The sequence below is a fragment of the Bradyrhizobium sp. UFLA03-84 genome (assembly GCF_002289535.1).
In the GTDB taxonomy this organism is placed as follows: Bacteria; Pseudomonadota; Alphaproteobacteria; order Rhizobiales; family Xanthobacteraceae; genus Bradyrhizobium; species Bradyrhizobium viridifuturi.
This window is the reverse complement of the sequence record NZ_NSJY01000017.1, coordinates 281536-301147: the sequence shown is the minus strand read 5'-3', so window position 1 is coordinate 301147 and position 19612 is coordinate 281536. Positions and strand designations below refer to the sequence as shown.

At 65.1% G+C, this 19612-nt stretch carries 14 protein-coding genes and 1 riboswitch; of the genes, 5 read left to right on the top strand and 9 right to left on the bottom strand.

Annotated elements, in window-relative coordinates:
- Nucleotides 1–207: 207 nt before the first annotated feature.
- The 3 genes from gcvP to gcvT are packed head-to-tail and all read right to left on the bottom strand — an operon-like array spanning nucleotide 208 to nucleotide 4634.
- A complete protein-coding gene (gcvP, locus tag CK489_RS34090; RefSeq protein WP_095735373.1) occupies nucleotides 208–3081 on the bottom strand; it encodes an aminomethyl-transferring glycine dehydrogenase in 2874 nt (957 codons plus the stop codon).
- A gap of 22 nt (nucleotides 3082–3103) precedes the next feature.
- Nucleotides 3104–3469, bottom strand: coding sequence for a glycine cleavage system protein GcvH (gene gcvH / locus CK489_RS34085; RefSeq protein ID WP_095735372.1), 366 nt, complete (start codon nucleotides 3467–3469; stop codon nucleotides 3104–3106).
- Between the two features lie 19 nt (nucleotides 3470–3488).
- Nucleotides 3489–4634, bottom strand: coding sequence for a glycine cleavage system aminomethyltransferase GcvT (gcvT, locus tag CK489_RS34080; RefSeq protein ID WP_198961095.1), 1146 nt, complete (start codon nucleotides 4632–4634; stop codon nucleotides 3489–3491).
- 139 nt (nucleotides 4635–4773) lie between these two features.
- Nucleotides 4774–4868, bottom strand: a riboswitch (glycine riboswitch).
- Nucleotides 4869–5069: 201 nt separating this feature from the next.
- Here gcvT and alaS point away from each other — a divergent pair.
- On the top strand, nucleotides 5070–7760 hold the full coding sequence (gene alaS, locus CK489_RS34075; protein ID WP_050629216.1) for an alanine--tRNA ligase: 2691 nt from the start codon (nucleotides 5070–5072) through the stop codon (nucleotides 7758–7760).
- Nucleotides 7761–7771: 11 nt separating this feature from the next.
- A complete protein-coding gene (locus CK489_RS34070; protein ID WP_050629143.1) occupies nucleotides 7772–9022 on the top strand; it encodes a cyclic nucleotide-gated ion channel in 1251 nt (416 codons plus the stop codon).
- Between the two features lie 57 nt (nucleotides 9023–9079).
- Here the strand turns inward: CK489_RS34070 and CK489_RS34065 are convergent, their stop codons facing one another.
- The 3 genes from CK489_RS34065 to CK489_RS34055 all read right to left on the bottom strand — a co-directional run bounded on the left by CK489_RS34065 (nucleotide 9080) and on the right by CK489_RS34055 (nucleotide 12685).
- Entirely contained in the window at nucleotides 9080–9586 is a 507-nt protein-coding gene (locus CK489_RS34065) for a DUF3455 domain-containing protein (RefSeq protein ID WP_095735370.1), read from the bottom strand.
- Nucleotides 9587–9617: 31 nt separating this feature from the next.
- On the bottom strand, nucleotides 9618–10832 hold the full coding sequence (locus CK489_RS34060; RefSeq protein WP_050423623.1) for an NADP-dependent isocitrate dehydrogenase: 1215 nt from the start codon (nucleotides 10830–10832) through the stop codon (nucleotides 9618–9620).
- 125 nt (nucleotides 10833–10957) lie between these two features.
- Complete coding sequence (locus tag CK489_RS34055) at nucleotides 10958–12685, bottom strand: alpha/beta hydrolase family protein (RefSeq protein WP_245350614.1); 1728 nt, start codon at nucleotides 12683–12685, stop codon at nucleotides 10958–10960.
- A 321-nt stretch (nucleotides 12686–13006) separates the two neighbouring features.
- Between CK489_RS34055 and CK489_RS34050 the strand changes: the two genes are divergently transcribed.
- Together CK489_RS34050 and CK489_RS34045 are read left to right on the top strand one after the other, a co-directional pair.
- The gene (locus tag CK489_RS34050; RefSeq protein ID WP_095735369.1) at nucleotides 13007–14206 is read left to right on the top strand and encodes a TrmJ/YjtD family RNA methyltransferase; all 1200 of its coding nucleotides are present in this window, start codon (nucleotides 13007–13009) and stop codon (nucleotides 14204–14206) included.
- Between the two features lie 387 nt (nucleotides 14207–14593).
- The gene (locus tag CK489_RS34045) at nucleotides 14594–15511 is read left to right on the top strand and encodes an MBL fold metallo-hydrolase (RefSeq protein WP_095735728.1); all 918 of its coding nucleotides are present in this window, start codon (nucleotides 14594–14596) and stop codon (nucleotides 15509–15511) included.
- A 75-nt stretch (nucleotides 15512–15586) separates the two neighbouring features.
- Here the strand turns inward: CK489_RS34045 and CK489_RS34040 are convergent, their stop codons facing one another.
- Complete coding sequence (locus CK489_RS34040; RefSeq protein WP_095735368.1) at nucleotides 15587–16285, bottom strand: glutathione S-transferase C-terminal domain-containing protein; 699 nt, start codon at nucleotides 16283–16285, stop codon at nucleotides 15587–15589.
- Nucleotides 16286–16623: 338 nt separating this feature from the next.
- On the opposite strand from CK489_RS34040, the gene CK489_RS34035 reads away from it, so the two are divergent.
- Nucleotides 16624–17529: a c-type cytochrome gene (locus CK489_RS34035; RefSeq protein WP_245350613.1), complete on the top strand. Its 906-nt coding sequence runs from the start codon at nucleotides 16624–16626 to the stop codon at nucleotides 17527–17529.
- An 84-nt stretch (nucleotides 17530–17613) separates the two neighbouring features.
- Here CK489_RS34035 and CK489_RS34030 read toward each other — a convergent pair whose 3' ends face one another.
- A complete protein-coding gene (locus CK489_RS34030) occupies nucleotides 17614–18840 on the bottom strand; it encodes an ABC transporter substrate-binding protein (RefSeq protein ID WP_095735367.1) in 1227 nt (408 codons plus the stop codon).
- 236 nt (nucleotides 18841–19076) lie between these two features.
- Nucleotides 19077–19538 carry a PACE efflux transporter gene (locus tag CK489_RS34025; protein ID WP_198961094.1) on the bottom strand — a complete coding sequence of 154 codons (462 nt, stop codon included), beginning with the start codon at nucleotides 19536–19538 and terminating at the stop codon, nucleotides 19077–19079.
- Between the last annotated feature and the right edge of the window lie 74 nt (nucleotides 19539–19612).

Genomic DNA, 19612 nt, shown 5'->3' with positions numbered 1-19612 from the left:
GCGTCGGTCGCTCCCGCGCATTCCCTGCCATAGCCGAATCGCGGACCCGTTGGCTCTACCCGTCCTACCCACTGGATCTAGTGCCCGCGGATGACCAGTCGCCCCAATCCCTACTGTGCATGGGGTTGTTTTCGACGTTTTGACCTGGACCTCGTGGCAACCATCCCCGGTGGATGGTTGCCACGACATCCCGCAACAGAGGCCGCGCTACTCCGCGGCCTCCGCGTAAGCCTCGATCGGCGGGCACGAGCACACCAGGTTGCGATCGCCGTAGACATTGTCGACGCGCCCGACCGGGCTCCAGTATTTGTCGGACCGCGACACGCCGGCCGGGAAGCAGCCCTCGGTGCGGGTGTAGGCTCTGTTCCAGGCATCATCGGCGATGTCGTGGACGGTGTGCGGCGCGTGACGCAGCGGCGAGGCCTCGACCTTCCAGCGCCCGTTCTCGATCTCCGCGATCTCGCTGCGGATCGCGATCATGGCGTCGCAGAAGCGGTCGATCTCGAACTTCGATTCCGATTCCGTCGGCTCGATCATCAGCGTGCCCGCCACCGGGAAGCTCATGGTCGGCGCGTGGAAGCCGTAGTCGATCAGCCGCTTGGCGATGTCGTCGACGGTGACGCCGCTGCTCGTCTTCAGCGCCCGCGGGTCGACGATGCACTCGTGCGCGACGCGGCCGCGCTCGTTGCGGTACAGCACCGGGAAGTGCGGCTGCAGCCGTGCGGCGATGTAGTTGGCGTTGAGGATCGCCACTTCGGTGGCGCGCGTCAGCCCTTCGCCGCCCATCATCAGGATATAGATGTAGGAGATGGTCAGGATCGACGCCGAGCCGAACGGCGCGGCCGACACCGGGCCGATGGCGTGCGCGGTCGCCCCATCGGTTGCGGGATGACTCGGCAGATAGGGCGCAAGATGCGCCTTGACGCCGATCGGGCCCATGCCGGGGCCGCCGCCGCCATGCGGGATGCAGAAGGTCTTGTGCAAATTGAGATGGCTGACATCGGCGCCGTAATCGCCGGGCCGCGAGAGGCCAACCTGCGCATTCATGTTGGCGCCGTCGAGATAGACCTGGCCGCCATGCGCATGCACGATGTCGCAGATCTCGCTGATATGCTCCTCGAACACGCCGTGGGTCGACGGATAGGTGATCATCACGGCGGCGAGATTGGCCGAATGCTTCTCCGCCTTGGCACGGAGATCGTTGACGTCGACGTCGCCGCGCGCATCGCAGGCGACCACCACGACCTCCATGCCGACCATCGCGGCCGAGGCCGGGTTGGTGCCGTGCGCGGAGGAGGGGATCAGGCACACCTTGCGGTGCGGCTCGCCGCGCGCGAGGTGATAGCCACGGATGGCAAGGAGGCCGGCATATTCGCCCTGCGCGCCGGAATTCGGCTGCAGCGACACCGCGTCATAGCCGGTGATGTCGCACAGCCATTGCTCCAGCCGCTTGAACAGCGCGTGATAGCCTTTGGCCTGATCGGCTGGCGCGAACGGATGCAGATTGCCGAACGCCGGCCAGGTCAGCGGGATCATCTCGGTCGTGGCATTCAGCTTCATCGTGCAGGAGCCGAGCGGGATCATCGCGCGGTCGAGCGCAAGGTCGCGGTCGCTGAGCTTGCGCATGTAGCGCAGCAGCTCGGTTTCCGAGCGATGCGTGTTGAACACCGGATGGGTGAGGAAGGCGCTGCTGCGCCGCAGCTCCTTCGGCAGCGCCTCGCGCGCGGCCGCTTCGATCTCGGCAAAGCTGAGCTTGCCGCCGAACACCCGCCACACCGCCTCGACAGTTTCCGGCGTGGTGGTCTCGTCGAGCGCGATGCCGAGCGTGGTCGCGCCGATGCGCAGATTGATCCGCTCCGCCTGCGCGCGCGTGACGATCTCGATCTGCTTCGCGCCGGCCTCGACGGTCACGGTATCGAAGAATGCCTCGCTGGTCGGCGCAAAGCCGAGCTTGCGCAGGCCGGCGGCGAGCACGGTGGCGCGGCGGTGCACGCCGCGCGCGATATGGGTGAGGCCTTCGGGGCCGTGATAGACCGCATACATCGAGGCGATCACGGCGAGCAGCACCTGCGCGGTGCAGATGTTGGAGGTCGCCTTCTCGCGGCGGATGTGCTGCTCGCGGGTCTGCAATGCCAGCCGATAGGCCGGTGCGCCGCGCGAATCCACAGAGAGGCCGACGATGCGGCCGGGCAGCGAGCGCTTCAGCGTGTCGCGCACCGCCATGTAGGCGGCGTGCGGTCCGCCATAGCCCATCGGCACGCCGAACCGCTGCGCCGAGCCGATCGCGATGTCGGCGCCGAGCTCGCCGGGCGAGGTCAGCAGCGTCAGCGACAAGAGGTCCGCGGCAACGATCGCAAGCGCGCCCTTGGTGTGCAGCGATGCGATCGCCGGCCGGAGATCGCGTACCGCGCCCGTGGTGCCCGGATATTGCAGCAGCGCGCCGAGCACGTCGGCCTTGTCGAGCTCGGTCAGGGGATCGCCGACCAGCAGCGCCCAGCCCAGCGGGGCGGCACGCGTGCGCATCACGGCGAGCGTTTGCGGATGCACCTCCTTGTCGACGAAGAACACCTTCGCCTTGACCTGCGAGTGGCGCTCGGCGAGCGCCATCGCTTCGGCGGCCGCAGTCGCCTCGTCGAGTAGCGAGGCGTTGGCGACGTCAAGCCCGGTCAGGTCGCAGATCATGGTCTGGAAGTTGAACAGGGCTTCGAGCCGGCCCTGGCTGATCTCGGGCTGATACGGCGTATACGCCGTGTACCAGGCCGGGTTCTCAAGGATGTTGCGCTGGATCACCGCCGGCAGGATCGTGCCGGAATAGCCCTGGCCGATCAGCGAGGTGAACACCTGGTTCTGGGCGGCGAGCTCGCTCATATGCGTGAGCGCCTCGGTTTCGCTCAGCGCGCGGCCGAGATCGAGCGGCGCCTTCTGGCGGATCGATCCCGGCAGCGTCTCGTTCATCAACGCCTGCAGGCTCGCGGCGCCGACCGTTTCCAGCATCGCGTTGACGTCGCGGGGCGACGGTCCGATGTGGCGGCGGACGAAATCGGTGGCGGCTTCGTTGATCGGCTTGAAGGGCGCGTTCATGGGCTGATCCTCGGGTGATCCTTTAGGCGGTGTGCGCGGCGTAGGCGGCCTCGTCCATCAGGCCGCCGAGCTCGCCCTTGTCCGCGATCCTCAACTTGAAGAACCAGGCCTTGCCGGCGGCATCCGAATTGACCAGCGCGGGCTCGGCCGCGAGCGCCTCGTTGACCTCGATCACCTCGCCGGTGATCGGCGCATAGACGTCGGAGGCAGCCTTGACGGATTCGACGACGGCGGCGGCTTCGGCCTTCTTCAGGCTGCGGCCGACCTTGGGCAGCTCGACGAACACGACGTCGCCGAGCTGCGACTGCGCGTAGTCGGTGATCCCGATCGTGGCGACGTCGCCCTCGATGCGGAGCCATTCGTGGTCGGACGTGTACAGCGTCGTCATAGGGTCGATCCTTCAGCGTTTAGCGTTTGTAGGTATTGGGGACGAAGGGCGTGGCGGCGACTTTCAGCGGCAGCCGCTGACCGCGCACCTCGGCGAAAACGGTGGTGCCGGCGGCGGAGAGGGCGGTCGGCAGATAGCCCATCGCAACCGGCGCATTGAGGCTCGGGCCGAAGCCGCCCGAGGTCACCTTGCCGATCTGTTCGGTCGAGGCGGCATCGGCGAACAGCAAGGCGCCTTCGCGCACCGGCGCGCGGCCGTCCGGCCTCAGGCCGACGCGGCGGCGCGATGCGCCTTGTGCGAATTGGGTGAGGATCTTGTCGGCGCCCGGAAAACCGCCGGCGCGGGCGCCGCCGCTGCGGCGAACCTTCTGCACCGACCATTCCAGCGCGCCTTCGACCGGCGTCGTCGTGGTGTCGATGTCATGGCCGTAGAGGCAGAGCCCGGCTTCCAGCCGCAGGCTGTCGCGCGCGCCGAGGCCGATCGGCAGCACGTCGGGATTGTCGAGCAGCGCAGTGACCAGGGCTTCGGCCTTGTCGGCCGGCACCGAAATCTCAAAACCGTCCTCGCCGGTGTAGCCGGAGCGTGAGACGAAACAGTCGATGTCGGCGACGCGACGCGGGCCGGCGTCCATGAATTTCATCGAACTGACATCTGCACAAAGTTTCGCCAGCGCCGATTCGGCTTTCGGCCCCTGCAGCGCGATCAGCGCGCGGTCGGCCAGCGACACGATCTCGCAGGTATCGGAGAGATGCGCGCGCAGATGCGCCTCGTCCTCGTCCTTGCAGGCGGCGTTGACCACCAGGAACAAATGATCGCCGAAATGCGCGACCATCAGGTCGTCGAGCAGGCCGCCGTCGTCGTTGGTGAACTGCGCGTAGCGCTGCCGCCCCGGCGCGATGCCGACGATGTCCTGCGGCACCAGCTTCTCCAGCGCGAGCGCCGCGTCGCCGACCTTGCCGGATTTGGCCTTCAGCACGAGCTGGCCCATGTGGGAGACGTCGAACAGACCGGCGTCCTTGCGGGTGTGAAGATGCTCCTTGAGCACGCCGGCCGTGTATTGCACCGGCATGTCGTAGCCGGCGAACGGCACCATCTTGGCGCCGCGCGCCAGATGCAGGGCGTGCAGCGGGGTCTGTTTCAGCGGGGAGTTTTCGTGCGCAAGCATCACAGGGCCCTCGCGGTTCCCGCGGGGACCCATTTCCCCTTGAGAAACCTGCAGAAAGCCCCATCTGTCGCTGTGCCTGAGAGTATTATCCCGTCGGCGGACGCATCGGGGAGAACCCCTGCGCCTCTTTCCAGATGTCAGACGTCACGCGGTCCTTTTGCCTGAGAGTTTCCGGGGCGGTTGCTCCTTCGGCGCCGGCCCAAAGCGGGACCGGTCTCTCCCGACGTGACGGGTAACAGGTAGGTAGAAAACACGGCGCCACCAAGACTGTCAACGCAGCTGCAGCAACTATCCCACGGGCTTTGTGCTGCCGCGGCAAGCCCATGATCCGCCTGCACAGTTTCTGGACACCGCAGCTGGCAATGTCTAAAAGCGTTCGGCCGGAAAATGACGCCTTTTTGCGGCTGGCCGGCCCCTTTTTCCGATTGGATGAACATGAGCAGCGTCAACGACATCAGGTCGACATTTCTGAACTTCTTCAAGGAGAACGGCCACGAGATCGTGGCGTCGTCGCCGCTGGTGCCGCGCAACGACCCGACCCTGATGTTCACCAATGCCGGCATGGTGCAGTTCAAGAACGTCTTCACCGGCGTCGAGAAGCGCGGCTATCAGCGCGCCACGACGTCGCAGAAATGCGTGCGCGCCGGCGGCAAGCATAACGACCTCGACAATGTCGGCTACACCGCGCGCCATCTCACCTTCTTCGAGATGCTCGGCAACTTCTCGTTCGGCGACTACTTCAAGGAGCGCGCGATCGAGCTCGCCTGGAATCTGATCACCAGGGATTTCGGGCTGAAGAAGGACAAGCTGCTCGTCACCGTCTACCACACCGACGACGAGGCGGCCGGCTACTGGAAGAAGATTGCGGGCTTCTCGGACGACCGCATCATCCGCATCCCGACCTCGGATAATTTCTGGGCGATGGGCGACACCGGTCCGTGCGGTCCGTGCTCCGAGATCTTCATCGACCGCGGCGAGCACATCTGGGGCGGACCTCCGGGCAGCCCGGAGGAGGACGGCGATCGCTTCCTCGAATTCTGGAACCTGGTGTTCATGCAGTACGAGCAGGTGACGAAGGAGGAGCGCGTGGCGCTGCCGCGTCCCTCGATCGACACCGGCATGGGCCTGGAGCGCATGGCGTGCATCCTGCAGGGCGTCGAGAGCGTGTTCGAGACCGATCTGTTCCGCCATCTGATCGATGCGGCCTCGTCGGCGCTCGGCCACGGGCCGAATGCGCAGAACGTCGCGTCGTATCGCGTCATCGCCGACCATCTGCGCTCGTCGGCGTTCCTGATCGCCGACGGCGTGCTGCCGTCGAACGAGGGCCGCGGCTACGTGCTGCGCCGGATCATGCGCCGCGCGATGCGCCACGCGCAGCTCCTAGGCGCGAGCGAGCCGCTGATGCATCGCCTCGTCTGGGCGTTGGTCCGCGAGATGGGCCAGGCCTATCCGGATCTGGTGCGCGCGGAGAAGCTGATCGAGGAGACGCTGCAGCTGGAAGAGACCCGCTTCCGCAAGACGCTGGTGCGCGGCCTGTCGATCCTCGACGAGAAGAGCGCCGGCCTCAAGAAGGGCGACATGTTCGACGGCGACACCGCGTTCACGCTGTACGACACCTACGGATTCCCGCTCGACCTGACGCAGGACGCGCTGAAGTCGCGCGGCATCAGCGTCGATCAGGCATCGTTCACCGACGCGATGAACCGCCAGCGCGAGAAGGCGCGTGCCTCGTGGGCAGGGAGCGGCGAGGCGGCGACCGAGACCATCTGGTTTCCGCTGCGCGAGAAGCTCGGCGCAACCGAATTCCTCGGCTACGAGACCGAGAGCGCGGAAGGCGCGGTGACGGCGCTGGTCAAGGACGGCGCCGAGGTCGATAGCCTCAAGGCCGGCGAGAGCGGCGCGATCGTGCTGAACCAGACGCCGTTCTATGCGGAGTCGGGCGGCCAGGTCGGCGATATCGGCGTGCTCACGGGCGAGGGCGTCAAGTTCCGCGTCACCGACATGCAGAAGAAGGCCGGCGATCTGTTCGTCCATGTCGGCACGGTGGAGCAGGGCACGTTGAAGGCCGGCACCGCGCTGCAGCTCGAGGTCGACCACGCCAGGCGTTCGTCGATCCGCGCCAACCATTCCGCGACGCATCTGCTGCACGAGGCGCTGCGCCAGGTGCTTGGCGATCACATCGCCCAGCGCGGCTCGCTGGTCGCGCCCGATCGCCTGCGTTTCGATTTCGTGCATCCGAAGCCGATCACGCCGGAAGAACTCGCCCGGGTCGAGGACATCGCCAACGATGTCGTGCTCGAGAATGACGAGGTGACGACCCGCGTCATGGCTGTCGACGACGCCCGCGAGGCCGGTGCACGCGCACTGTTCGGCGAGAAATACGGCGACGAGGTCCGCGTCGTCTCGATGGGCAAGAGCGCCCGCGAGCATGGCCAGAACGCGCTCGGCTGGTCGGTCGAGCTCTGCGGCGGCACCCATGTCCGCCGCACCGGCGACATCGGCCTGATCTCGGTGACCAGCGAGAGCGCTGTCGCCTCCGGCGTCCGCCGCATCGAGGCGCTGACCGGGCGTCACGCACGCAAGCACGCCAACGACACCATGGCGCTGGCGAAGACCGCGGCGGCCGAGCTGCGCACCACGATCGAAGACGTCCCGGCGCGCATCACCGCCCTGATGGAAGAGCGCAAGAAGCTCGAGCGCGATTTGTCTGACGCCCGCAAGAAGCTCGCGATGGGCGGCGGTAGTGGTGCGTCGAACGGCGCGGCCTCCGGGGTTCGCGAGGTCGGCAACGTCAAGCTGTTGGCGCGTGCGGTCGAAGGCGTCGAGACCAAGGATCTGAAGAGCCTGGTCGACGACGGCAAGAAGCAGATTGGCTCGGGCGTGGTCGCGATCGTCGGCGTCACCGAGGACGGCAAGGCCGGCATCGTGGTCGGCGTCACCGCCGATCTGACCTCGCGCTTCAACGCGGTCGAGCTGGTCCGCAAGGGCTCCGAGGTGCTCGGCGGCAAGGGCGGCGGCGGCCGCCCCGACATGGCGCAGGCCGGCGGGCCCGACGGCGCCAAGGCGGACGCCGCGCTGTCGGCGATCGAACAGGCCATGACTCAACAAGCATCGGCCGGCGCCTGACGGAGAGGCTGATCGTGGCGACGGCTCCGCTCAAGCCCACGATCAGCGCCTCCCGGCTGCGCGATCGCCTCTACGAGCTGCTCGAGCGCAATGATCTGCCGCATTCGGGCGGCGCGCGGTTTGCCGGGATCATCGTCGCCATCATCGCGGTCGATGTGCTGGCGGCGATCCTGGCCTCCGTGCCCGAGATCGACGCGCAGTTCGGCTGGCTGCTCACGACTGTCGAGATCGCGGCGGTGGCCGCCTTCGCGCTGGAATATGCCGCCCGGCTCTGGAGCGTGGTTGGCCATTCCCTGCGTGACGTGACGCCGCTACAGGCGCGGCTCGACTACGCCTTCTCGACACTCGGCGTGATCGATCTGCTCGCGTTCCTGCCGTCGGCCATTGCGCTTGCGATCGGCGACAAGACCGCGCTGGTGCTGTTCGGCATGCTGCCGTTCCTCAAGCTGGTGCGCTATTCGACCGCGATGCGCTCGCTGCTGGCGGCGCTGCATGCCGAGCGGCGCACGCTGTTCGGCTGCGTGGTGATCCTGACCGGCGCAGTGCTGCTGTTCGCCTCGCTGCTCTATGCCATCGAGCACAAGGTGCAGCCGGACAAGTTCGGCACCATGCCGCAGGCGATGTGGTGGGCGATCGTGACGCTCGGTACCGTCGGTTATGGCGACGTCGTTCCGGTCACGCCGCTCGGCCGGATCGTCACCGTGATCGCGATCGTGGTTGGCTTTGCGATGATCGCGCTGCCGGTTGCGATCATCTCGACCGCGTTCGCCGACGAGGTCCGGCGCCGCGACTTCGTCGTGACCTGGGGCATGCTGGCGCGGGTGCCGCTGTTCTCGCATCTCAACGCCGCTGACATCGCCGACATCATGCGGCTGTTGCGGTCGCAGGCCATCGAGGCCGGCGAGGTCTTGGTGCGGCGCGGCGACGTGGCGTCGTCGATGTATTTCATCACGGCCGGCGAGGTCGAGATCGACCTGCCGAACCAGCGGGTGCGGTTGTCTGACGGCGCATTCTTCGGCGAGATCGCGCTGCTCAGGCGGACCAGTCGCTCCGGCACGGTGACCGCGACGCGCAAGACCAAGCTGCTGCTGCTCGATGCACAGGACTTCCATGCCTTGATCGAGCGTATGCCGGCGCTCGCCGCGCATGTCCGGGAGACAGCAGAGGCGCGGCTCGCCGATCCGCTTACGGCCGGTGGCGACCTTGCCGCCGCGGAGATCGGCCAGGCGCCGCACGAGACCGATGGTGGCTTCCGTGATTAGTCTTGACTCGTTTTCTTCACGCGAACCGGTACCCGCTTCGCTCGAAAACGCCTTGGATCAATCGCGGCGCAGGAATACGTAATCCGCCGAATAGGCTGCGCCCTTCAGCGCGCCGGCCTTGTCGCAGGTGCCGCTGAGCTCGCCGCCAGAGGTGTTGATCCGCTGCACGGTGGCAACGCTCGAGAGCACGCCATTGCCGCGGTGGGAAATCACTTCGAGCTTCAACCAGGCGATGTCGGCGGGGGTCGCGCCGGGCGCGCTGCCGGCGGTGCGGGCGGTCACGGCGCTGCCGTCGATATGCTCCCAGTTCGGGCCGGCATAGTGCCGGCCGACTGTGCGGCCATTGGCGATCAGGGTGGCGACCGGTTCGCGGAACGACCAGGCGAGCTTGCCGTCGGTGACCGGCTTGCACTCGTAGACCTGAACGCCCTCGGCGTGGACTGACAGGACCGGGATTTCGCCGGGCGCCGCGACGGCGTCTGGCAGGGGATCGGCAGCTGATGCCGCCGACCCTGATAGCACGAATGATGCGAGCACGACGGCTCTGATGAGGGCCTCGGTCATGCTCGCACCTGTCATTCCAGGACGGCAGCCTTTAGGCCGCCATCGCCTTCGCGAGATTGTCGGACACCTTGTCGAGGAATCCGGTGGTCGAGAGCCAGCGCTGGTCGGCACCGACCAGGAGCGCGAGGTCCTTGGTCATGTAGCCTTCCTCGACGGTCGACACGCAGACCTTCTCCAGAGTGGTGGCGAACTTCGCCAGCTCCGGGTTGTTGTCGAGCTTGGCGCGATGGGCGAGGCCACGGGTCCAGGCGAAGATCGAGGCGATCGAGTTGGTCGAGGTTTCCTTGCCCTTCTGGTGCTCGCGGTAGTGCCGGGTCACCGTGCCGTGGGCAGCTTCGGCTTCCACCGTCTTGCCGTCAGGGGTGAGCAGCACCGAGGTCATCAGGCCGAGCGAGCCGTAGCCCTGGGCCACGGTGTCGGACTGCACGTCGCCGTCGTAGTTCTTACAGGCCCAGACATAGCCGCCGGACCATTTCAGCGCCGAGGCGACCATGTCGTCGATCAGGCGGTGCTCGTAGGTCAGGCCCTTGGCCTCGAATTCCTTCTTGAACTCGCGGTCGTAGATGTCCTGGAAGATGTCCTTGAAGCGGCCGTCATAGACCTTGAGGATGGTGTTCTTGGTCGAGAGGTAGACCGGGTAGTTGCGCAGCAGGCCGTAGTTCAGCGACGCGCGGGCGAAATCGATGATCGAGTCGTCGAGATTGTACATCTCCATCGCGACGCCGGCGCCGGGCGCCTTGAACACTTCGCGCTCGATCACGGTGCCGTCCTCGCCGACGAACTTCAGCGACAGCGTGCCCTTGCCGGGGAACTTGATGTCGGTGGCGCGGTACTGGTCGCCATAGGCGTGGCGGCCGATGATGATCGGCTTGGTCCAGCCGGGAACCAGGCGCGGCACGTTCTTGCAAATGATCGGCTCGCGGAAGATCACGCCGCCGAGGATGTTGCGGATGGTGCCGTTCGGCGACTTCCACATCTGCTTCAGGCCGAACTCCTTCACCCGGGCCTCGTCGGGGGTGATGGTGGCGCATTTGACGCCGACGCCGACCTTCTTGATGGCTTCGGCGGCGTCGATGGTCACCTGGTCGTTGGTTTCATCGCGGTATTCCATGCCCAGATCGAAATACAGCAGTTCGACATCCAGGAACGGGTTGATCAGCTTGTCCTTGATGTACTGCCAGATGATCCGGGTCATCTCGTCGCCATCGAGCTCGACGACGGGGTTGGATACCTTGATTTTTGCCATGACGGGGAGGCCCTTTTGGGAACGGCGCGCTTTTGACGGCGGGTTGGAAAATACGCCTGCGCTATAGCACCGCCCGGGGACGGGCGAAAGCGCACCGGTTATGCACTTTCAGCCCATCATTTCACCTAAAATGGGACCTGAGTGGCGGTCCCGGCCACGATGTACCAGGTCACGAACAGGCCCGCGATCAGGGCCCCCGGCAGGCTCGATCCGGTCCGCCGCCAGGTGAAGGTCGCGATCACGGCCACGATCGCCAGCAGCGGCACGAACTGGATCGCGACGATGGTCGAGAGCGGCACGAAACCTGGGTCCGGGACCGGGTTGAACAGTTTTCCGGTGAGCCACATCGTGCCGTATTGCAGCACCAGCAACACGATGAAACCGAGCGTCAGGGCCAGGATGTTGGTGAGATAGAGCGCCCCGCGTGGCGCATCCATGGTCGAGAAATTCCGGTGCAGCACGTGCAGCGCCACAACGAAAAACGCCGTGAACGGAATCAGATAGATCAGGAAGATGAGGAATTGCTTTGCGCTCATCAATTTGAGCGCGACGATCCAGAACCTGAAGTCGATCTTGAACGCGAGGTCGGCGAGCCAGAGCGCGGCATAACCCACCGCAACCGCGGCCAGCGCGATCACGACGGATTGACCGATCAGGCCGGCCCGGCTGGCGCGCTTCGGGGCGAACCGCATCAGGGCCAGCGTGATCAGCAGGTTGATGATGGCCCAGACCAGGATCTGGTTGGTGATGCCCTGCGGCAGGACCGCGCTCGGGGTGACGAAGGTGCCGCCGAGCGCAAAGGCCGGGTAATAGGTCAGCGCCGGGATGAAGGCGGACAGGATGAACGCCGTGGTCCAGCGCCGGCCGCTCGCCGCCTGGTGCGGCGGCATGGTGCCGTCGGCGACCGCCGGCAGCCGCAGGCGGGAAAACATCTGGGCCTCCAGCAGCCCGTCGAACGTCCCGATGACGAGAGCAACGAAACCGATCAGGGCGATGAGTGTGCCGATCTCCTTGCGGAACCAGATCTGGTCGTCGACCGGGCGCGGGGTGCCGCCCTTCAGGGTCTTGGCGAACCAGTCGAGGCTGTAGCCGATCGCCTCATGCGAGATGTGCTCGGCCGGATGGGTCATCGCGGGGGTGTAGAGCACCCGCGCCGTGCCGGCCGCCGGATCGCCATAGACCTTGCCGGGCTCGACCGCAGCCTGCGTGCCGAACAGCGCCCAGAGCTTCGGGCTCGTGGTGACGTCGCGGGCAAGCTGGACGCCCCACATCAGGTCAGGGAATTCCTCGTATTTCGCGAACACCAGCGCGGTGTTGCGCGGCCAGCTCGCGGTGCCCTCGGCGGCGAACGGCTTGCCGGTGGACGAGCCCTCCAGCACCATCGACTTGTAGTCGTTGGGCATGGCGGCGGCAGCAGCCAGCACGGTCCAGCCGCCCATCGAATGGCCCTCGAGCCCGATGTTCTCCTTGTCGACAAAGGGCAGGCTGCGGAGATAGGCGAGGCCGTCAGGTCCGCCAAAGCCGTTGGCGAAGGAGGGCGGGTCGCTGTAGCCGTGGCCGGTCTGGTCCAGCGCCAGCACGACATAGCCGCGGCGGGCGAACTCGATGGCGAAGCCGTCCTGGGTCTCGCGCGAATTGATGTAGCCGTGAACGGCGAGGATGCCGGGCGCCGGGATTTGTGTCGTCGCATTCGGCGGGATGTAGAGCAGGGCGCTCATGGTGTTGCCCTTGGCGCCCTTGAACCTGACATCCTCGATCCGGATGCCGCCGGCAGTTTGCGTGAAGTGGGCAAGCAGGCCCCCCGCCACGATCAAGATCAGGCCCACAATCGCCAGCGTCCATCTGCCCCGCATCGTCGTCTCCCCCAAAAGTGCTTTGAACCAAGTGCCTCGCCGTTCAACCGGCGTCTCAAGCGTGCCTTTACAGCTTCGCTTTGGTTGTGGTTGATAGCCTATCCGAAGGCGAAGTGCGCGCAAGCGGCGACCCTCGCGTTGTGCGATCGGGATTCCAATTGAGGATTCGCAATCGCGGCTAACCCTGTTATCTGCTTGGAGAAATTGGTCCCGCGCAAAACCGGTGCAAAGCTGGTTTCGGGGACCTGTATGAGACTTTGAATCAGCCGCTTCGGAAGCTGAATCAAAATCTTCAGATCTTGAATCAGAAAGTGAAGTGAGATGTCCGGCACCGACAAGACCAAGGCAGGGCACGACCTTGCCGGTCCCGTCGTCATCCTGGTCGAGCCGCAGCTTGGCGAGAACATCGGCATGGCCGCGCGCGCGATGGGCAACTTCGCGCTGTCGCGGATGCGCATCGTCAACCCGCGCGACGGCTGGCCGAACATCGCCGCCCAGCGCGCCGCAGCCGGCGCCGACCACATCATCGATTCCGTCGAACTGTTCGACACCGTTGAGCAGGCGATCGCCGACCTCACGCTGGTGTTTGCGACCACCGCGCGCGCCCACGACCAGGCCAAGCCGGTGGTCGGGCCGGAAGGGGCGGCCAGCGAGATCGTCCGCCATGTCGCGTCCGGCGGCGGCGCCGGCATCCTGTTCGGGCGGGAGCGCTCCGGCCTGACCAACGACGAGGTCGCGCTCGCCAATCGCATCATCACCTTTCCGGTCAACCCCGGCTTCGCCTCGCTCAACCTGGCGCAGGCGGTGCTGCTGATGGGCTATGAATGGTTCAAGCTCTCGACCGCGGGTGCGCTGCCGTTCGCGATGCCGGAGCGGTCCGAGCCGGCCTCCCAGCACCAGATGCAGGCGTTCTTCGACAATTTGGTCGCCGAGCTCGACAAGGTCGAGTTCCTGCGTCCGGCCGAGAAGCGCGACACCATGCTGGTGAACCTGCGCAACATCTTCACCCGGATGGACCCGACCAAGCAGGACATGCACACGCTGCACGGCGTGGTGATGGCGATCGCGGAAGGCCGCAAGGGCCCGGCCAAGGGCGGCGTGCTCGACGGCGCCCAGGCAACGAGGCTTCGGGCGCTGCTCGCCGAACAGGGCGGGGGCGGCGCGACCGCCGACAATTCCAGCACGGTGCGTGGCCTCGCCCGGCTGCTCCGCCGCAACCCGACGGACGCCGAACGGATCCTGTGGCAGGCGCTGACGCGGGACCGCCGCTTCGCCGGCCAGTTCAAGCGCCAGACCCCGGTCGGCCGCCACATCCCCGACTTCGTCTCCTTCGTGCACCGGACCGCGATCGAGCTGGTCAACGCGAACGAGAGCGAGGCCATCGCCGCAGACCGCGCCAAGCGCCGCGCCTGGCTCGAGGCGCGCGACTACCGGGTGGTCGACATCAAGGTGGATGATGTCGAGCGTGATCTCGATGGTGAGTTGCTGCGGCTGGAGGCGGGGCTTCAGCAGGCGCGGTGAGCGGTCGCAGCTCGTTGTCCAAGAATGAGTTCAAGTCCACAGGTCTCCCGACATGTCGTCCCTGCCTAGTGCGCAATTGCGCACGGGAGCAGGGATCCATACTCCGCGGCGAGTGTTGCGAACGGGACTCGTCATTCCAGCATCGTGCGGCGATGACCGTCTGTGGTTGTGGGTCCCTGCTTTCGCAGGGACGACACCGAGTATGCTGCGCGGCCGGCGAGTCATGCATCCGCTGCTATTGCGAGCTAGCCCGTCGGCTGCATCGTCAGCAATCTCTCTGCAACGACGACAATCGCTCTGGGGCACCGGCACGGCCGGTTCGCTAGACATCTCTCCATTCACCGCAACCGCGCCCCACGCGGCGTGGTCGGTCAGCAGGAGACGATCATGAACCTACACACCCCCTCAGACGCCGTCGGGTCGAAGCCCGAAGAGCTGGTTCCGTCGCGCTACGCGCTGCGGATCGGCGAGATTGACGTGCTCGTGGTCAGCGATGGCGTGCTGCCGCTGCCGTCCAAAATGCTGGCGCACAATGCCGATCCGGCGGTCCGCGCGGCCTGGCTGCACGACATGTTCCTGCCGCCGGACGCGTTCGACTGGGCGCTGAACGTGGTGATGGTCCGCAGCGGTGGAAAGACCATCCTGATCGACGCCGGGCTGGGGTCGGATCCTGACCTGCACCTTCCGCGCGCCGGTCAGACGATCAAGCGGCTGGAAGCGGCCGGCATCGACCTTGCGTCGGTGACCGATGTGGTGCTGACCCACATGCACATGGACCACGTCGGCGGGCTGCTCGTCGATGGCGTCAAGGAAAGGCTGCGTCCGGACCTGCGGATCCACGTCGCTGCCGCCGAGGTCAAATTCTGGGAGGCGCCGGATTTCACCCGCACCGACATGCCGCAGGGATTCCCGGACGCGCTGCGGGCGACCGCCAAGCGGTTCGCGAACGAGTACCGCAACAATCTGCGGACCTTTGATGAGCAGCACGAGGTGGCGCCGGGCGTGGTCGTTCGTCGCACCGGCGGCCACACCCCCGGACACAGCGTGGTCCGCATGGCGTCCGGCGGCGAGGCGCTGACCTTCGCTGGCGACGCCGTGTTCACGGTCGGATTCGACCAGCCCGAATGGCACAACGGCTTCGAGCACGACCCCGAGGAGGCGGCGCGCGTTCGCATCCGCCTGTTGCGGGAGCTGGCCGAGAGCGGCGAACTGCTGGTGGCGACGCATATGCCGTTCCCGTCGATCGGCCATGTCGCGGTCGCCGGCGAGGCCTTTCGTTGGGTCCCGGCGTTCTGGGACTACTGACCGCTTGTCGGGTTAGAGCTGAACCGGGCGCGGGCTCGTCATGTTGACGAGTGCGCGCCCTGGGCCGAGCCGGCGCTATGCGACACCAGCGACCGCCGCGTGGATGGCCCTGCAGTGCTTCGCCAGCGCGTCGTGCGCGACCACGAATGCCTTCAACGGCGTGTCGATGTCGTAGAAGTAGATGTTGGCCACGAAGCCATAGATGCCGGCGTCGATGGACGTCGGCGTGTTGCCATGCACATAGCCCTGCCGCGGGATCAGGCTCGCCAGTGCGGCGAGATCGGCGAGCCCGCGGGCCATCGCGGCGTCGGGATCGAAGCGGCCGATGCCCTGGTAATGGTAGCGCTGCGCGTTGAACTCTCTGGCCTTCATCAAGCCGTCGTCGGTGAGGTCGGGATGCTCACGCTTGAGCGCATCGCGAAATTTCGGCCAGTAGCGCTCGTCCTTCCAGCGCGAGTAGGACATCACCCAGTAGAGATCGTCGAGCGTACGCGTGATCAGGAGATCGGTGGTGCGTTGCGCCGGCGTCAGCGCGGCATCCAGCGTCACGCCGTACTTTTCGGTGACATAGCGAAGGATGGTCTCGCTGTCGCCGACGGTGTCATCGTCGTCGACGATATAGGGCAATTGCTGGCGCGGCGCCTTCGACGCATCAAAAATGTGCTCGTGCCGGAACGGTACGCCGGCGAGCTTCAGAAAAGCGAACACCTTCAGGCCATAGCCATTGTTGTCGGCGACGCCGAACAACGGCGGATAGGAATAGAGCGTGAGCATGGCGGCTCGTCACGTTCAGGATGGATGAGGCTACCTCAAGAATGATCGGTTGGAAACGCTAGCCCACCGCGCCGTGCTCGGGAGGATGACGATTGGTCGGCGAGGCGTTGATCCTGATGTCTCGCGCCCCGAATTTCGGCGGAGTCATGTTGGCTTCTCAAGCACGGAAAATCTGCTAGATTTTGTCTGGCCAGCCCTCGGCAGTCACGCGCCGAAAGAAAGGGCGGCGATCGTACCATTGATCCGCGCGCTCGTTTTTCTTGCGCGTCGGCTATCTCGATTTACGCACGGCCTTCGCAGCGTCGGCACTCGTGCGCGCATTTCGTTGACGGACCTTCTTGAAGTCAGAAATCGATCTGAGTTCTATCGGCATATTTCAATTGATTGGAGGCGTCGTCATGATCCGTATCGGATCGTTAGCGCTCGTTATCGGCGCGGTATTGACCAGCCCGGCCGGCGCACAATCGGACCTAGTCGAGCGCGGCAATTATCTGGTCAATGGCATCCTGACCTGCGGCAACTGCCATACCCCGAAGGGACCATCGGGCGAGATCCGGGATAAGGCTTTTTCCGGCGGCCTGTCATGGGATGAGCCGCCGTTCAAGGTCACGGCCCCGAATATCACGCAAGACAAGGAAACCGGCATCGGCAAGTACACTGACGCAGAGCTCAAGCAACTGATACGTAAGGGCATCAAGCGCAACGGCGCGCACGTCGCCATGATCATGCCAAGCGGCTTCTACGAGATCATGACCGATCGCGATCTCGATGCAGTGATCGCTTATCTGCACACCATCCAGCCGATCAGGAATGCGGTGCCGGAGCCAGTCTACAAGATGCCGCAAGGACATCCTGTTCCCCCAGGTGGTGAAAGCCCGTACACCGAAGCGATGTTGGGCGACAAGGTGCAGCAAGGATTCTACCTCGTCACGATTGCACACTGTATGGAGTGCCACACGCCGATGGGGCCGCAAGGGCGAGAATTTGCGACCAGCATGGGCGCCGGCGGCGGCAAGTTTCCGGGACCTTGGGGCGTCTCGGTTTCGCGGAACATTAGCTCCAGCAAGACGAAAGGCATTGGCGGCTGGACTGATGACGAGATCAAGCGCGCCATCACTCAGGGCGTCAGCAAGGACGGCAGCAAGCTCAATCCGCCCATGGGCTTCCATTACTACGCCACTCTGGCAGCTGCCGACCTCGACGCCATCGTCGCCTATTTGCGTACGGTGCCGGCAAAAGAATAGTCTGAAAGCCGCTTTTGGCAGGCAATGACGATGGAGAGGCGCAGACCAGGTGAGGGTCCGCGCTTCGCATATCGCCTGCTGCCTTCACGCCTTCGAGATGCCGCCGTCGATCACCGGTCCCATCGCCTCGTAGCGTTCGCCGCTGAAGCGCGTCAGCTGCAGTTGCTCGAGCGGATAGTAGTCGGTCGGTGAGGTGTTGATCCTGATGCCCGGCAGCAGCATGTCGGATTCGACATTCTTCAAATTCGCCGCCTGCTTGATGATGTTTTCGGACGAGACGTCATCGCCGCACTGCTTGAGCACCTGAACCAGGATCTGGCTGGTGAGATAGCCTGTCACCGCGTAGATGTCGTTCTTGGCGGCCGCCGGATCGTATTTGTCGAGGAAGGCGCGCCATTTCTGGATCGCGGGATCGCTGTCCCAGGCCGCGTCGACGGGATCCTTCAAATAGGCGCTCGAGATGATCCCCTTCGACACATCGAACCCCGCGGCCTTCAGCGTCGATCCGGCGGACGAGGCGTTGTTGCCGATGTAATGCGCCGGCTGCCAGCCGAGCTCGGCGATCTTCTTGATGCCTTGGGCGGCGAATTTCGGCGTGGTCATGCTCATGAACACGTTGGCGCCGGCGGATTTGCAGCGCACGACCTGGCTGTCGATCGTCGGGTCCGCGGTCTCATACGATAGCTCGGCCACGATTGCGGAGGTCTTCGCGCCAAGTCCGTCCTTGAAACCCTTCAGCACGTCGCGGCCGAAATCGTCGTTCTGGTAGACGATGCCGATCTTGGGGTCGGCCTGGGTCGCGAGCACGTGTTGCGCGAAGGCGCGCCCTTCGATCTGGTAGCAGGGCTGGAAACCCATGGTGTAGGGGAAATTCTTGTAGTCGCCGAACTTGGTCGCGCCCGAGGCGATGAAGAGGTGCGGGACCTTCTTCTGGTTCATGTACTTCATGATCGCCGCATTGGTGGGCGCACCGAGCGGCGCAAACAGGACGTCGATCTCGTCGCCTTCGACGAGCTTGCGCGCCTGCTCGACGGTCTTGGCCGGGCTGTAGGCGTCGTCATAGGTGATGTACTTGATCGTGCGGCCGTTGATGCCGCCTTGCTCGTTGATCATCTTGAAATAGCCGCCGGGCGTGCGGCCGATCGACGAATAGACCGCAGCCGGTCCTGAATAGGCGTCGATGTTGCCGATCACGATCTCGGCCTTGCCCTTGGCGATCGCGGGTCTGCCGAGCAGCAGCGTGGCCGACGTGGCGGCTGCGCCCTTGATGAGATGACGGCGGGATAGCTGAATTGAACGGTTCCTCGGCATTGTCGTCCTCCGCTTCTTCTTGTTGGCCGTTTTGGCATTGTTGGCCGTTTGGCAGCCTCTGACGGGCGTGCCGGCTCGAATACCACGCAGGGCTCAAGCCGGATCAAATCAATCTATGTGAGGAGCGCGGCAGAACTTGTGTGTAGTCGCTGCCATCATGAATATTGGCGCGGTGTCAGGGTGCGGAGCGGCGCGGCGGATCTGATAATCCGAGCCGCGCCGCGTATCGCAACCGATCAGGCCGGCAGCGCCCGGCTCGCCGCGCGACCGTGGGCCTTCAACGGGCGCACGGGGAAGACGCGATCGTAGGTGATGTTGAACACGAACGCGTAGACCAGATAGAACGCGACGATCGAGATATCCATCATCAGCACGGCCCACAGCGAGACGCCGAGATACCAGGCGACGAACGGGATCAGCAGCACGATCAGTCCGGCCTCGAACAGCATCGCGTGCGCAACGCGGATCGGCATCGTCTTGACGACGCGGCCGGTGAAGCGGACCAGCGCATGGTCGAAGCCGAGATTGAACAGCAAGTTCCAGATCGTCGCCACCGTCGCCGAGACGACGCCGATGACGCCCATATGGGCGACCGGCTGATTGAACAGCCAAGCGGCCGCCGGCGTGAAGATGGCGATACCGATCAATTCGAACAGGACTGCGTGCCTGATCCGGTCGGAGAAGGAACGCATGGACATTTGGAAACCCTTTCTTGTCGTTGTGATCGGGTTTCTATCTGATATTGTGGGATTACAAAGTTAGATAATATCTG

What these genes read in the sequence shown, in the direction of transcription:
- CK489_RS34050 (WP_095735369.1), top strand. Translation starts at nt 13,007, where the DNA reads ATGTCCGGCACCGACAAGACCAAGGCAGGGCACGACCTTGCCGGTCCC.
- alaS (WP_050629216.1), top strand. Translation starts at nt 5,070, where the DNA reads ATGAGCAGCGTCAACGACATCAGGTCGACATTTCTGAACTTCTTCAAG.
- CK489_RS34065 (WP_095735370.1), bottom strand. Translation starts at nt 9,586, where the DNA reads ATGACCGAGGCCCTCATCAGAGCCGTCGTGCTCGCATCATTCGTGCTA.
- gcvH (WP_095735372.1), bottom strand. Translation starts at nt 3,469, where the DNA reads ATGACGACGCTGTACACGTCCGACCACGAATGGCTCCGCATCGAGGGC.
- gcvP (WP_095735373.1), bottom strand. Translation starts at nt 3,081, where the DNA reads ATGAACGCGCCCTTCAAGCCGATCAACGAAGCCGCCACCGATTTCGTC.
- CK489_RS34030 (WP_095735367.1), bottom strand. Translation starts at nt 18,840, where the DNA reads ATGCCGAGGAACCGTTCAATTCAGCTATCCCGCCGTCATCTCATCAAG.
- CK489_RS34045 (WP_095735728.1), top strand. Translation starts at nt 14,594, where the DNA reads ATGAACCTACACACCCCCTCAGACGCCGTCGGGTCGAAGCCCGAAGAG.
- CK489_RS34060 (WP_050423623.1), bottom strand. Translation starts at nt 10,832, where the DNA reads ATGGCAAAAATCAAGGTATCCAACCCCGTCGTCGAGCTCGATGGCGAC.
- CK489_RS34040 (WP_095735368.1), bottom strand. Translation starts at nt 16,285, where the DNA reads ATGCTCACGCTCTATTCCTATCCGCCGTTGTTCGGCGTCGCCGACAAC.
- CK489_RS34025 (WP_198961094.1), bottom strand. Translation starts at nt 19,538, where the DNA reads ATGTCCATGCGTTCCTTCTCCGACCGGATCAGGCACGCAGTCCTGTTC.
- gcvT (WP_198961095.1), bottom strand. Translation starts at nt 4,634, where the DNA reads ATGCTTGCGCACGAAAACTCCCCGCTGAAACAGACCCCGCTGCACGCC.
- CK489_RS34055 (WP_245350614.1), bottom strand. Translation starts at nt 12,685, where the DNA reads ATGCGGGGCAGATGGACGCTGGCGATTGTGGGCCTGATCTTGATCGTG.